Here is a 13,808-nt window from a genome sequence, read left to right as displayed (position 1 = left end):
AGTGCACACATATCTCTGCTTTTAAAATTTAGTCGTAACTTCTAATACCTAATGGTTCATAATTATGAATCGCTTCGAACAGTGCTTCAGGATTGTTACACAGTGGTGCCAGCGATTGATATTTTTTATCGATAAAGCCTTCATGAATCATATGGTCAATCAATGTTTGCAAAGGCTCAAAAAAGCCGTTGATATTATAGATAGCGATTGGTTTTTCATGAATACCGATTTGCGACCAACTATACATTTCAAAGAATTCTTCTAAAGAACCAGCGCCTCCTGGAGCCATGACAAACGCATCTGCTAATTCTGCCATTTTGTTTTTTCTTTCATGCATAGAATCAACTAAAATGAGTTCGCTTAGTCTCGTACTAGTAATTTCTCGTTCATTTAACATATTTGGCATCACGCCAATAGCACTACCTCCGTGATCTAATACGCCATCTTGAATAGCTCCCATAATTCCAACAGAACCAGCACCAAATACTAATTCATAGTTATGTTTAGCCATATAAGTGCCTAATTGGTAAGCTTGTTTCATGTAAGATTCATCTTTACCTTTACTAGCACCGCAATAAACAGCAATTTTTTTCATACTTTATTCCTCCGTAAATAATGACACATCATTAATTATAGACAAAAATTTTTGTTCAAATATCGCAATGTCATCTGTTGTAAAAGCAGATGGGCCTTTAGTGCGCCCGCCACTTTTTCGAAATTGTGCATTCGCATGTCGTTGTTCTAACAAAGTGTTGATATTATTTTGATCAAATATAAATCCTTTATGGTGCATCACAACTTTAGCTTTGTTTAATAATAAACTTGCAAGTCCATAATCCTGTGTTATTACAATATCTTCTGATCGCGTGATTTTAACAATTTTATAGTCGACTGCATCCGGGCCATCATCAACATAAATGACATTGACGTGATCAGGTTGCATTTTTGAAGAAAAATGACTAAAGCTTCGGACAATGGTAACAAAGATGCTTGTCCCTTTTGTCAATTCAACAACAGAATTGGTAACAGGACAAGCATCTCCATCAATGATGACTTGAGTCATAATAATTATTTACCTTTTTCTTCATTGTTTTGCTTTACAATGCTTTTAGCAACATAATTTTTGTATTTTTTGAACTCCGCTAAACGGTCTTTTTTATTTTTTTCGCGAGCTTTGTCTTCTTCTTTATGACGTTTATCAATATTTTTTTGTAATTTTTTATTGAATTTATTTATTTCTTTGCGATTTTCTTTTTCAAGTTTTTCGCCTTTTTGTTCTGTCTCTTTGTCTAATTTTCCTGGTGTCATGCCAACTTTTTCCATATGTTTATTAGATTTTTTCATAGATTGAATGCGTTGTTTTTCATTATCTTGACGTTTTTTTCTTCTTCATTGTGGCGTTTATCAATATTTTTTGTAATTTCTTCTTCATTTTGTCTGCTTCTTTACGATTCTCTTTTTCAAGTTTTTCGCCTTTTTTCTCAATGTAAGCAGGATCATGTTCTTTAGCAATACGTTTTAATTCACGTTTTTGATCCATATTATGTTTTTTATCAATAACATAATCTTTTGCATTTGCAGATTTATCTACTACTGTATCTTTAATTTGAACAGATTTGTTTGCTACGGTTTTTGAAGCTTTAGCAGTTGCATCACTAGCTTTTTTAACATCTGGATGATCTTTAATACGTTTACGTTCAACGATTAACGGTACTAAAAACACAGGCGCTACTGTGATGATTGTTTTAATTAATTGCTTTTTGTCCATACTCGTTGCCTCCAATAATTTTATACTATCTACTTATTACCCCATAATACATCATAATAAACGGTAAATACACGTACTTTCATGGAAATTATTTCTGCAATTTTAGACATGAAATTTAAGAAGAGGCTGGACAAATTACTTGTCTCAGCCTCTAACTGTTTTATTGTCCACTGATTCCTTGACCTATACCAAAACCAAAGTAAAGGATTGCAATAATAATGACTAATACAATTCTATAAATAGCAAATGGAATCAATTTTATTTTACTAATTAAGAATAAGAATGTTTTAATGGCAATTAAACCAACGATAAATGCTGTGATAAACCCTAGGAAGTAAAAACCGATGTGATTTAAATGAATATATTCAAAGTTTTTGACTAGAGATAAACCACTTGCTGCTAACATTACAGGAACTGCCATAATAAATGTGAAATCAGAAGCAGATTTATGGTTCATTTTCATGAGCACACCTGTAGAAATTGTAGAACCAGATCTACTGAAACCAGGCCACATAGCGATAGCTTGGGATAAACCAATTACAAAAGCTTGGAAATAATTAATTTGGTCTACAGTTTGTGGATTCGTAACTTTTTTACTGTATATATCTGCAATAATCATATATATTGCACCGATAAATAATCCAATCATGACTGTTGGGACACTAAATAAATATTTTTCAATAACATCATCAAACATTAAACCAAGTATACCTGCTGGAATCATACCAACGATAATATGTAGTAAGTTTAAGCGTTTAGGTTTTTGACCGATGCCATCGATAGGTTCAGATCTATATTTCCCTATATGTAACATTTCAAAATAACGTTCACGGAATACCCAGGCACCTGCGAATACAGAACCGAGTTGAATTACAATTTTAAAGGTAAACGCAGATTCTGAACCTAAAAATTGAGTTGATTTTAACCACATATCATCTACAAGAATCATATGTCCAGTAGAAGATACAGGTGCAAACTCAGTTAATCCTTCGACAATTCCTAGAATGATTCCTTTTATCAATTCAAGCAATATCATAATTAACCTACTTTCATAATATGGATTATAGTTTATTCATTTTCATTTTATAATAATAGCACATTAAAATTATAAAGTGCCATAGATAAATAAGATTTTGGACTAAAGACTGAGAGAAAAAGTACTTACTTCAGTTAAATGAGATAAAAGATAAATTATTGTAAATTTTATTCAGAAAGTCAAACTTCTTTTTGCAAATTTTTATTTATAATTTATTAATTATATAATTATAAAAAGTTTGCTTTTTTCTTTTGAATTTAAAGCATTCAATCATTTGATTATAATTATGGCAAAAATATGAATTAAGTAAATAAAAATGTATTAATTTTTGAGCCAATTCATTTCATTTTAATACATTCCATTTATAATATGAACCAGGTGATATTTGTGAAAAGATTAACAAGTTTAGCGATGAAATATAAAATTTATCCGATATTAATGTTTGTAATCAGTACAATATTAGCGATTACTGTAGTCATTCAGAACATTGCTATTGCAGAAATTTTAAATGCAATGTTACGTCATACACATCAAGATTTGTTAATTTTACTACTAGTGACATTAATTGTTTTATTAGCAAGAGCGACATTTAACTCAATAAATCAAATGATAGGTAATCGTATGTCTTCTCGCGTTAAATATGATTTACGACGTCAATTGATTTTAAATAAATCTTCAGAACCTATTGGTGTTCAAATTAATACATTGACTGAAAATATAGATGGTATAGCACCATTCTTTAATAGTTACTTTCCTCAAGTTTTTAAGTCTATGATGATACCACTATTTATCATTATTGCAATGTGTTTCATACATTTAAACACGGCTTTAATCATGATTGTTACAGCACCATTTATACCAATGTTTTATATCATTTTTGGGTTGAAAACACGTGATGAGTCAAAAGATAAAATGACTTATTTAAATCAATTTAGTCAACAATTTTTAAATAAAATAAAGGGTTTGATTACTCTCAAACTATTTAATAAAACAGAAGCTACAGAACAATCTTTATATGAAGAAAGTACGACTTTTCGAAATTTAACAATGCGTATTTTAAGAAGTGCTTTTTTATCAGGTTTGATGTTAGAGTTTATCAGTATGCTTGGAATTGGCCTTGTTGCTTTAGAAGCGGGGTTAGGATTAATATTATTTAATAGTATAGATTTTAAAACAGCAGCCATAGCAATTATATTAGCACCGGAATTTTATAATGCTATTAAAGATTTAGGTCAATCTTTTCATACTGGAAAGCAAAGTGAAGGCTCAAGTGATGTTGTCTTCGATTTATTAGATCGACAAGAAGGTTATGTGAAACCACAAGTGCAAACGAATAGTTATCAAAAGCCATTAATACAGCTTGAGCATATATATTATAAATACAATGATGCACAGCAACATGCTTTGGAAGATATCAACATTAGTATTTATGAAGGGGAACATATTGCATTAATTGGAAATAGTGGAGCTGGAAAATCTACTTTAGCTCAAGTTATAGCACAACATTTTAAACCGCAATATGGTTCTGTTATTTATAAACAACAGTTAAAAATTGGTTTTTTGAGTCAGCATCCCTATATTTTTAATGCGTCTATAAGAGATAATATGACAATGTTCCAAAAAATTGAAAAAGATAAAATTTTAGAAGCGCTTGACGATGTTAACTTAAAACATGTTGTCAATGCGTTAGAAAATGGTATTGATACTTGGATTGGTGAAGGTGGAGAGATGCTATCTGGAGGGCAGATGCGAAGAATTGAACTGTCACGGTTATTATTATTACAACCTGATGTACTGATATTCGATGAGCCTGCTACGGGATTAGATGTACAAACAGAGCATGTCATTCAATCTGTGATAAACAGAAAGTTTGAAAATACGACGATCATCACCATCGCACATAGAGAACATACAATAAAAAATGCAGATAGACGTATAAAAATTAATGAAGGTTCCGTTGAAGCTATAAAAGTAATCGAGCAAAATGCGTATAAAGGTGGTGACTTTTGTTGAGACCACATATTCAATTTAAGGTAGATAAAGATTTGGTTTTATCTATTATTGTAGGTATATTGGGCAGTTTAACTGCATTAAGCATGTTTTTCTTGAGTGGTTATATGGTGACGCAAAGTGCATTAGGGGCACCATTGTTTGCATTAATGGTTTTAATTGTTTCTGTTAAAATGTTTGGGTTTATACGTGCTGTTGCAAGATATATTGAAAGATTATTGTCTCACAGAGCCACATTTACTATGTTGAGAAATGTGAGAGTACAATTCTTCAAACATATTATACCTGTCGTGCCAGATGTGTATAGAAAATTTAAATCAAGTGATTTACTTGGACGCATGGTTGGTAGCGTAGAAGCACTACAAAATATTTATTTAAGAGTTTATTATCCGCCAGTAGTCATTGGTTTAACGGCGATGATTGCAATGGTTGTGACGTTTTACTTTTCATTTGTTCATGCAATTATCATCTTTTTAAGTATGTTGATAACATTGGTTTTAATCCCTTGGTTAAGCGCGAAAAAAGCACAATTATTAAAAAGAGATGTTAATCGTGTACAAGACCAATTTTTAAATCAATTTTACGATTATAAAGAAGGGTATCAAGAACTTGCAAGATTTGACCAAACAGCATATTATCAACATCGGGTGTTAAATCAATTGAATCAGTATGAACAAGCACAAGCAAAAGAGCAACGATTCTTATCATTATATGAATATAGTTTGAATCTGGTTTCAATGATTGCTTTATTTGCAACTTTATATTTAGGTGTTATACAAGTGCAAAATCAACAATTAGATGTTGTTTACTTAACAAGTATTGTTTTGATGATGTTAACATTATTCGAACAAGCAATCCCTATGAGTAATGTGGCTTATTATAAAGCCGAGACGGATGAAGCATTGAGCAATATTAATGAAGTTATTGCTCACCCAATGCAACAAGGCAATCAACCACTATCACTAGAAAGTGATGTGCATCAACCTTTCGTAGAAGTTAAAAATGTTGATTTTAAATATTGGAATCAATCGAATTACACTTTAAAAGAATTGAAATTACGGGTGCATGAAGGTGAACATGTAGCAATTATTGGACCTTCTGGCTCAGGTAAGAGTACCTTATTACAGTTAATATTGGGACTTTATCAAAGTGAAAATGGTGTGGTTTTAATAAATAATCAAGATATTACAACCCTTTTAGATTCAAATAAATACAGTTCGATTAATGCTCTGTTACAGTCACAACAGTTATTTGATGGTACAGTACGTGATAATTTATTTACTGATAAAGATGATGCAGTAATCAAAGAAGTTTTTGATACACTAGGTTTATCGCACATTGAATTAGATAGACACATCACACTTTCAGGTAATACACTGTCTGGCGGTGAGATTCAACGAATGGGTATTGCAAGATTATTATTGAAAGAAGCTCCGATTTGGGTGTTGGACGAGCCTACAACAGCGTTAGATATTTATCATACGAATCATGTGATGGATGAAATTCACAAGCAATCTCAAACACTAATCGTGGCAACACATGATTTACGATTACTACCAAAATTTGATAAAATCGTGGTTATGGTTGACGGTAAAATCATAGAACAAGGAGATTACCAATCGTTACTATCAAATAAAGGCTATTTATATCAAATGGTCACGTTAAATCAAGTGTGACTTTTTAACAAAAGACAGCAATATAAGTACTTGATTTGTAAATGGAAAATGTTAAAGATTTAAAGCGAAAACCTGAGCTGTAGCTCATGCATAAGCCCCACTAACCCAACAAGTTGGGAAGTGGAATAAAGGAGTACCTGAGCTGTAGCTCATGCATAAGCCCCACTAACTCAATAAATTGAGAAGTGGGGCTTTAAAATAAACTAGAGCCTAGGACAAATCAATAATGTCCTAAACTCTAGCTTTAAATCAATATATTTAATTAATCAATTTCATATTGTTTAACCTTAATATTTAGAATTTAGCATTATTTTGCTTTTTCTTCTGTAAAGGCATTAATTACTTTTGAAAGTAATCGATTTAGTTCTTTGTTTTCTTCTGCGCTAAGTGAAGATGCAACTGCCACATCTTGACATGCTGTGTCCAATTCAGGTCGAATTGCTTCACTTTTATCTGTTAAGTGGATAAACACTTCACGTTGATCTACTTCAGAACGTTCACGTTTAATTAAATCAACTTGCTCCATTCTTTTTAGTAATGGAGATACAGTACCTGTATCAAGTGCTAATTCAGTTACGACTTTTTTCACATTAACAGGTGAGTCAGCCCATAAGATTGTTAAAACTAAAAACTGTGGATATGTCAATTTGTATTTTTTAAAGACATTGTTAGAGTAGTAGCGATTTACTTGTCTTTGAGCATTATACAAACTGAAACATAATTGATCCTTTAAATTAAGTGGTTCAGACATAAAGTTCTCCTCCAGACATTCTATCCGTTTTGTTCTTTCTGTTATCGGATTTGAATCCGTCTATTGTTGTGTAACACTTCCTCAAGCATACTTTCACACTGTGCCATGCTAAAATAAAGTATGTATAAAGTTTAGAAGAAAGTCAACATTTTATCAAGTGAAAGGTTAATTATAAGAATAATTAAAGTTTTACGCAAACATTTTTATTTATGAAATGAGTGAGTATATGAAAAATATTAACAATCAAAAAACCCGAATTACGATTATCACAGGATTTTTAGGGAGTGGTAAAACAACTTTTCTTAGTAAATATGTAAAATATTTACAAAAAAACAATGAAAACCCAAGTGTAATCGTAAACGAATACGGTAATTTAGATATAGATAGCTATGCTATTAGCGATGATATTGAGGTTGCGTCAATATTAAATGGTTGCGTATGTTGTGATTTGCAACTAGATTTAATAAAACAATTAAAACATTTTCTAAGCAAAAGTGCAATGCGCCATATAATAATTGAGGCGACAGGTTTAGCACATCCAATTGAAATTATTGCAGCATGCCAGGATCCTGAAATTATTGAACAAGTCGCTCAACCCACAGTAGTAGGCTTGGTGGATGGGCCTCGCTTCTTAAATCGTTTTCAATATACAAACCATACAATTCAATTGATGGAAGAACAATTATCTGTATGCCATGACATAGTGATGAACAAAATGGATCTCATTGATAATCATACACATGAGCTTGATGAAGCAATCCGCAAAATTAATCCAACAGCATCCAAATATTTTACTACATATGCAGATATGGATATGAATCAAATTGCTCTGGTTGAAAATGGAAACCAAATGAATATAAATAACCATGTACATCATTATGGGATAAATCGTCTACATTATCATTTTTCTGGACCTATTCATAGACAATTATTTTATCAATTTATTTTACGGTTGCCAGATAATGTTCTAAGATTAAAGGGATATGTAAAATTTAAAGATATGCCCAACGATATTTATGAATTTCAATATGCGTTTGGATTACCAGATTATCAAACGATTGATAAAGAAGTACCCTTAACGATTGTTATGATTGGTGAACAATTAGATATAAATCAACTACGAAATCAATTAGATATGCTACAATTTACCTAATTTAAATTAATGTAATGAAGAAGGGGTTTGATTCATTATGGAAAGAGTGAAAATTAACCAACATGTATCCTTTTCAAATGTAATACAAGGGTTTTGGAGAGCAAAAGATTGGGATTGGACACCACAACAATTAAATTACTATATTAATGAATTAGTCGAGCGTGGAATTACTACAATGGATCATGCAGATATATACGGTGATTATAGTTGTGAAGGGATTTTTGGAGAAGCGCTTAAATTATCACCTAATCTACGTGAGCATCTTGAAATCGTTTCTAAATGTGGCATTGTATTGCCATCAGAGCATTTGGCGACAGCAAATGGACATCGATACGATCACAGTAAAAAACATATCAGAGAAACTGTGGAACGTTCGCTTAAACAATTACAAGTAGAACAGTTAGATTCATTATTGATTCATAGACCATCTCCGTTGATGGATCCTCACGAAATCACTGAAGCTGTTAAATCTTTAGTTAAAGAAGGGAAAATCAAATCGTTCGGTGTGTCAAATTTTAACAAATCTCAGTATGATTTATTAAGTAAATGCTTAGTTTGTGATAAATTACATATTACTTTAAATCAATTAGAAGTTTCTCCTTATACATTAGATGCGATTGAAGATGGAACCATTAACTATATGTACAAAGATGATGTTAAAATTATGTCATGGAGTCCGTTGGCTGGAGGGAAACTGTTTGATCTTGAAGACGAAAAATCAGCAAGAATCACAGCGATTATATCTCCATTGGCACAAAAGTATAACGTTACGACAACTGCAATTATAATGTCTTGGTTAAAAAAACATCCAGCGTCAATTATGCCGGTGTTAGGCACGCAAAAGATTAATCGTATTGATGAAGCATTACAAGGTATGACAATAACGTTAACTGACCAAGAATGGTTTGATATTTATACAGCTTCCTTAGGTCATGATATTCCTTAGATTATAATTAGAAGGAGCGTAGAGCATGAGTATTCAGAATGAACAACATCATAGAGATCAGTTTAGATTTCAACGCAATTTTATTAACTTTCCTTTTTTAGGTTTTGCAATAGTAATTGCTTTATTAAACATAATATATCCTGACATAAATGTCATGATGGCATTGTTTGGTTTGTTCTTTTTATACAATGGTGGGATATTGTTTGTGGCATTTATAAAGCATTATAAACGTGTGATGGTCTTAGCAATTATCTTAACCTTAATGTCATTAGCACTATTTGGAATGACGATGTATTTATATGCTAAATCAAATAATTTACTATAATGTACAATATTACTTGATCTAAATAAGTAGTAGGAGGGCATACATGGAGCAATGGATCACTCATTTTATGGAACAATTTGGTTACTGGGGAATTGCTTTTCTGATATTTTTAGAAAATATCTTCCCTCCTATACCTTCTGAAATCATCTTAACGTTTGGTGGTTTTATGACTACACACTCAAACTTGAGTTTTATTGGTGTAACACTTACATCAACTGTAGGATCTATTGTTGGAGCGATTGCTCTTTATGGCATAGGTGCTTGGATAGGAGAAAGAAATTTATATAAAATTGTAGATCGTTATGGAAAAATAATACGAGTAAAAAGATGTGATTTAGATAAAACACTGCATTGGTTCGAGCGATACGGTTATTGGACGATATTTTTCTGTAGATTTGTACCTCTTTTAAGAAGTTTAATTTCAATTCCTGCTGGTTTAACACGCATGAATATGCCTTTGTTTTTATTATTTACAACAATTGGTACATTGATTTGGAATATCGTTTTAATTTATTTAGGACAAACAGTTGGTAGCAATTGGCATGTGATTGTGCACTATATGGATATTTACTCTAAAATGATTTATATCGTACTTATTATTTTAGTTATTTTTATTATTTGGAAGTGGTTGAAACGTCAACGAAAGCATAAGCAAAATTAAGCATAAGCTTTGCGAATTCGAACAATATTTTAGTAGCTACTAAAGAATGGTTTACTTATTAACATCTTATGGTGTGAGATAGTACTTAAATTTATTCAAATTGATTGTATGTGCACACTTTGCCAAAGTTGACTAGGATTGAGATTCATGCATAAGTCCCACTAACGCAATAAATTGAGAAATGTAATTCAAGCATACTAAGACAATTCACTTATCTATCATTATAAGGGGATGATATTATGACAAAACAAAAGGTTTCTATTATAGGTGCTGGCAATACAGGATCTACATTAGCTTTTATTATAGCTAAACATGAATTAGCAGATGTAGTATTAATTGATCAACCTAAAAATGAAGGACAGGTTAAAGGTAAAGCACTGGATATATTACAAAGTAGTCCAATTTATGGCTTTGATGTAAATGTTTCAGGCTCAGTAGACTATGCTGATACAAAAGACTCGGATATTGTTGTGATTACTGCTGGGGTGCCACGCAAGCCTGGAATGAGCAGAGATGATTTGGTTAAAATAAATGAACAAGTAATGGAAGATGTTACCAAAGAAATTGTTAAATATTCTCCTGAATGTAAAATAATAGTGCTCACTAATCCGGTTGATGCAATGACCTATTCGGTCTTAAAAGCATCAGGTTTCTCTAAAGAACGCGTTCTTGGACAGTCGGGTATTTTAGATACTGCAAGATATCAAACATTTATAGCGGAAGCTTTAGGCGTTTCGATTAAAGATATTAAAGGATTAGTACTAGGTGGTCATGGAGATACCATGCTTCCGTTAGTTAATGCTACAAATGTTAATGGTGTACCATTGACTAAATTATTAGATGAAACTACTATTAACCAAATTATTGAACGTACTCGAAAAGGTGGTGCTGAAATAGTAGAATTATTAGGTACTGGTTCTGCCTATTATGCGCCAGCTTCAGCAGTGTATACGATGTTGGAAGCAATTTTAAAAGATCAACAACGCTTATTACCCTCTATAGCATATTTAGAGAATGAATATGGTTTTTCTGATATTTGCTTAGGTGTCCCTACAATATTAGGAGAAAATGGTATAGAACGTATCTTAGAACTCGAGCTTTCTGTTGAAGAATTAAAACAATTACAAATTTCAGCAAATGCTGTTCAACAAGTAAAACAATCGCTAAAAAATAAATAACTTTTTTAAAAAGAAACACCCACAACATGGCTAATAAGTCTGCTGTGGGTGTTTCGTTATATAATTAAATTTGTGATTACATCCTGAAAATACAAATATACACCGCAACGTACTCAAGAAAAGTTAAAATATACATATACTTTAACCTTAACTTTGTTTTAATAGAAACATGCCAATCAGGATATTTACGTTCGTAATAGAATAATTGCAAATAAAATAAACCGATACCTAGTGGTAAACACATGAGTAGAATGCTTTTTGTGTATGAAAAGCCTATGTCATGGAGTAAATGTCCAATAATTAGCTGAAATACGATGAGTACAATAAGTAAAATTAAAATATTAAAAGTCATTTTGTATGTTGTACTCCTTTCGCAAATGTATAAATTAAAACTTGAAGCAATACCAGTAATATGACAAATAGGAAAGCATCAAAATCTAAATGATTGATGACTTCTCTGTAAATTCGAAGTGGTTCATTGATAATATAAACAGAATGCAAACGCAAGAACCGTCCGATATAAATACCTAAGCCATTTAAAAACATCATTATTAATACAATGATTCTATTTAACCAACGATGCGTTGTAAAATTTTCCATTTCTACAAACATTAAAATTAATAAATATAAGGCTAATAAGACACCGGCAACTAAAAAAGTAAAATACATCCATTCAACGATGATTAGCCCTTGATAAAAATTAAAAGTAAATTGATTTAAATGTATTAAATCAGTAACCATATATAGTGTATTGGGTACCATGCATAAAAATATAAGTACAAAAACGATAAATAATGGCCATTCATATTTATATTTCGGTTTAAATAAATTTAATAGTAAGCACAATTCAAATGGAATATATGCTAAAAATAGATTGAGTGTCATAAATTGATAAAATTGGTTAAAGAAAATAGATATAATCATTAAAATTAAAAATATTGTTCTAGCAATGTAACGTGGGGCGATACTTACACCTACTTTCCTTTTAGATTTATATATGTGATAAACACACATGATCATATAATTATTTTTAGGGGGTACAGTTTTAGCTAATGTTAAAAATACGACTTTGTTTGAAAATGTATTTTTAATATTCTCATTGATTAAGTTTAGTTAATGACAAGCAGTTTAATTTTTAAATAGCAAATCAAAATCCCCTCAAAAAGCTCAATATCAAGGAAACAGCAATACAAAATTACGAATGTGATTTTTCATAATACAATTTATAAACGAAAATTTCAATTATAAACATAATTCGAACCTATTGAAAACGTTTTAAAAATAAAAACAAGTTATACATAAATAGCTATTTTCAAAACAAAGTAAATATAAAGCATTTGAGTTAATATACATTATTTTTAAATTTTCCGTTTTTGAGCAATGAGGTTGTTTACTTTTAAAGCTTATTAGTATGATTTGGAGTTGTAATTTCTCACAAATTCAAACTCAGAGCGTCAAGACGTTTCAAAATGGTAATCGATAAATGTTAGTACAAAAATAATTGAAGTGTGCTAGTTGGCAATATTAAAAGAATGTATATACAGAAAAAACGTTAATTTCTATATAATTTCAATAGAAATTAACGTTTATGCTTTAGCAAGAGCAAATAATGTTCATGTGTTTTGATTAAGATAGTTTAAATGTATACAAATAATTCCTAGCCTATATATAAATTGTATTTTTTGAAGTTAAACACAGTAAATGTTTTTATGGACTAATGATTCATTATTGTTAAATAGACACCACAATTTACAAGTCTAATAAATTCAAGCCTATGTCTGCATTGTGTTTACGATTTATATCTAGGTTTGTCATTGTAATGACGATTTCTGCAGTAGCAGATACAACTGCTTTTGTTAAATGACCGCTTAATGTTTCATATTGGTTAGTACCAAAAGTTGCATGTAAATGTGCAAACGGCTTTTCATCAATATGAGAAATATTACCTAACAGGCTAATTAATTCTAAAGGTTCTTTAATTTCCTTTTTTTCATAGGTTTTAGTTTCTAAATTATAGAAATTTAATTCTACGTCGTCACAAGCTCCAATACCACTAACCGTTCCAAATTTACCGTTTTGCTCACGAGCAATATCCGTTACAGCTTCAACAATATCTTCACCTTGCTCTAGAACTAATACGATAGTATTGCCATCTACTTGATATACCATTTGAAAACCTCCATTCAAATTAATACGTTAATATCATTATACAATTAATTATTTATGAGATGTATAATAGTGTTTGAAAATGTAAGTTTTTCTATTGTTTTTCTATAGGAAAATGTTATAGAATGTTCTAATATT

14 protein-coding genes and 1 pseudogene are annotated in these 13,808 nt (G+C 30.9%); 7 read left to right on the top strand and 8 right to left on the bottom strand.

The window, feature by feature from the left end; genetic code table 11:
- Positions 1-28 precede the first annotated feature (28 nt).
- From JG554_RS10775 to JG554_RS10760, 4 genes and pseudogenes are all read right to left on the bottom strand, one after another.
- The gene (locus tag JG554_RS10775) at positions 29-595 is read right to left on the bottom strand and encodes an LOG family protein (protein WP_046207358.1); all 567 of its coding nucleotides are present in this window, start codon (positions 593-595) and stop codon (positions 29-31) included.
- A 3-nt stretch (positions 596-598) separates the two neighbouring features.
- On the bottom strand, positions 599-1,063 hold the full coding sequence (locus tag JG554_RS10770; RefSeq protein ID WP_107360224.1) for a YaiI/YqxD family protein: 465 nt from the start codon (positions 1,061-1,063) through the stop codon (positions 599-601).
- Between the two features lie 5 nt (positions 1,064-1,068).
- Positions 1,069-1,768, bottom strand: a pseudogene (locus JG554_RS10765) (hypothetical protein).
- A 160-nt stretch (positions 1,769-1,928) separates the two neighbouring features.
- Complete coding sequence (locus tag JG554_RS10760) at positions 1,929-2,804, bottom strand: undecaprenyl-diphosphate phosphatase (protein ID WP_107360223.1); 876 nt, start codon at positions 2,802-2,804, stop codon at positions 1,929-1,931.
- A gap of 387 nt (positions 2,805-3,191) precedes the next feature.
- Here JG554_RS10760 and JG554_RS10755 point away from each other — a divergent pair, with 387 nt between their 5' ends.
- Positions 3,192-4,817 carry an ABC transporter ATP-binding protein/permease gene (locus JG554_RS10755; RefSeq protein ID WP_203265302.1) on the top strand — a complete coding sequence of 542 codons (1,626 nt, stop codon included), beginning with the start codon at positions 3,192-3,194 and terminating at the stop codon, positions 4,815-4,817.
- The gene (gene cydC / locus JG554_RS10750; RefSeq protein WP_107360221.1) at positions 4,814-6,490 is read left to right on the top strand and encodes a thiol reductant ABC exporter subunit CydC; all 1,677 of its coding nucleotides are present in this window, start codon (positions 4,814-4,816) and stop codon (positions 6,488-6,490) included. The genes JG554_RS10755 and cydC overlap by 4 nt, the downstream gene beginning before the upstream one ends.
- A gap of 307 nt (positions 6,491-6,797) precedes the next feature.
- On the opposite strand, the gene JG554_RS10745 is transcribed toward cydC, so the two are convergent.
- Positions 6,798-7,241: a global transcriptional regulator MgrA gene (locus JG554_RS10745; protein ID WP_046207364.1), complete on the bottom strand. Its 444-nt coding sequence runs from the start codon at positions 7,239-7,241 to the stop codon at positions 6,798-6,800.
- Positions 7,242-7,467: 226 nt separating this feature from the next.
- Between JG554_RS10745 and JG554_RS10740 the strand changes: the two genes are divergently transcribed.
- From JG554_RS10740 to mdh, 5 genes are all read left to right on the top strand, one after another.
- Positions 7,468-8,394: a CobW family GTP-binding protein gene (locus tag JG554_RS10740; RefSeq protein ID WP_070657618.1), complete on the top strand. Its 927-nt coding sequence runs from the start codon at positions 7,468-7,470 to the stop codon at positions 8,392-8,394.
- 37 nt (positions 8,395-8,431) lie between these two features.
- Positions 8,432-9,340, top strand: coding sequence for an aldo/keto reductase (locus tag JG554_RS10735; protein ID WP_046207366.1), 909 nt, complete (start codon positions 8,432-8,434; stop codon positions 9,338-9,340).
- 25 nt (positions 9,341-9,365) lie between these two features.
- Positions 9,366-9,665 (top strand): hypothetical protein, encoded by a 300-nt coding sequence (locus JG554_RS10730; protein ID WP_064209544.1) that lies wholly within the window; start codon positions 9,366-9,368, stop codon positions 9,663-9,665.
- Between the two features lie 43 nt (positions 9,666-9,708).
- A complete protein-coding gene (locus JG554_RS10725; protein ID WP_107360220.1) occupies positions 9,709-10,326 on the top strand; it encodes a DedA family protein in 618 nt (205 codons plus the stop codon).
- A 239-nt stretch (positions 10,327-10,565) separates the two neighbouring features.
- Positions 10,566-11,504, top strand: a complete 939-nt coding sequence (gene mdh / locus JG554_RS10720; protein WP_107360219.1) for a malate dehydrogenase — start codon at positions 10,566-10,568, stop codon at positions 11,502-11,504.
- A 76-nt stretch (positions 11,505-11,580) separates the two neighbouring features.
- Here the strand turns inward: mdh and JG554_RS13240 are convergent, their stop codons facing one another.
- The 3 genes from JG554_RS13240 to JG554_RS10710 all read right to left on the bottom strand — a co-directional run bounded on the left by JG554_RS13240 (position 11,581) and on the right by JG554_RS10710 (position 13,673).
- A complete protein-coding gene (locus tag JG554_RS13240; protein ID WP_070657624.1) occupies positions 11,581-11,856 on the bottom strand; it encodes a hypothetical protein in 276 nt (91 codons plus the stop codon).
- Complete coding sequence (locus JG554_RS10715; RefSeq protein WP_081254279.1) at positions 11,853-12,518, bottom strand: DUF1361 domain-containing protein; 666 nt, start codon at positions 12,516-12,518, stop codon at positions 11,853-11,855. The genes JG554_RS13240 and JG554_RS10715 overlap by 4 nt, the downstream gene beginning before the upstream one ends.
- Positions 12,519-13,253: 735 nt before the next feature.
- Positions 13,254-13,673, bottom strand: coding sequence for a PPC domain-containing DNA-binding protein (locus JG554_RS10710; RefSeq protein WP_107360218.1), 420 nt, complete (start codon positions 13,671-13,673; stop codon positions 13,254-13,256).
- Positions 13,674-13,808: the final 135 nt, after the last annotated feature.

This window comes from Staphylococcus sp. 11-B-312, from assembly GCF_016743055.1.
In the GTDB taxonomy this organism is placed as follows: Bacteria; Bacillota; Bacilli; order Staphylococcales; family Staphylococcaceae; genus Staphylococcus; species Staphylococcus ureilyticus.
The sequence above is the reverse complement of the archived record's forward strand: the minus strand, read 5'-3'. Positions and strand labels throughout refer to the sequence as shown.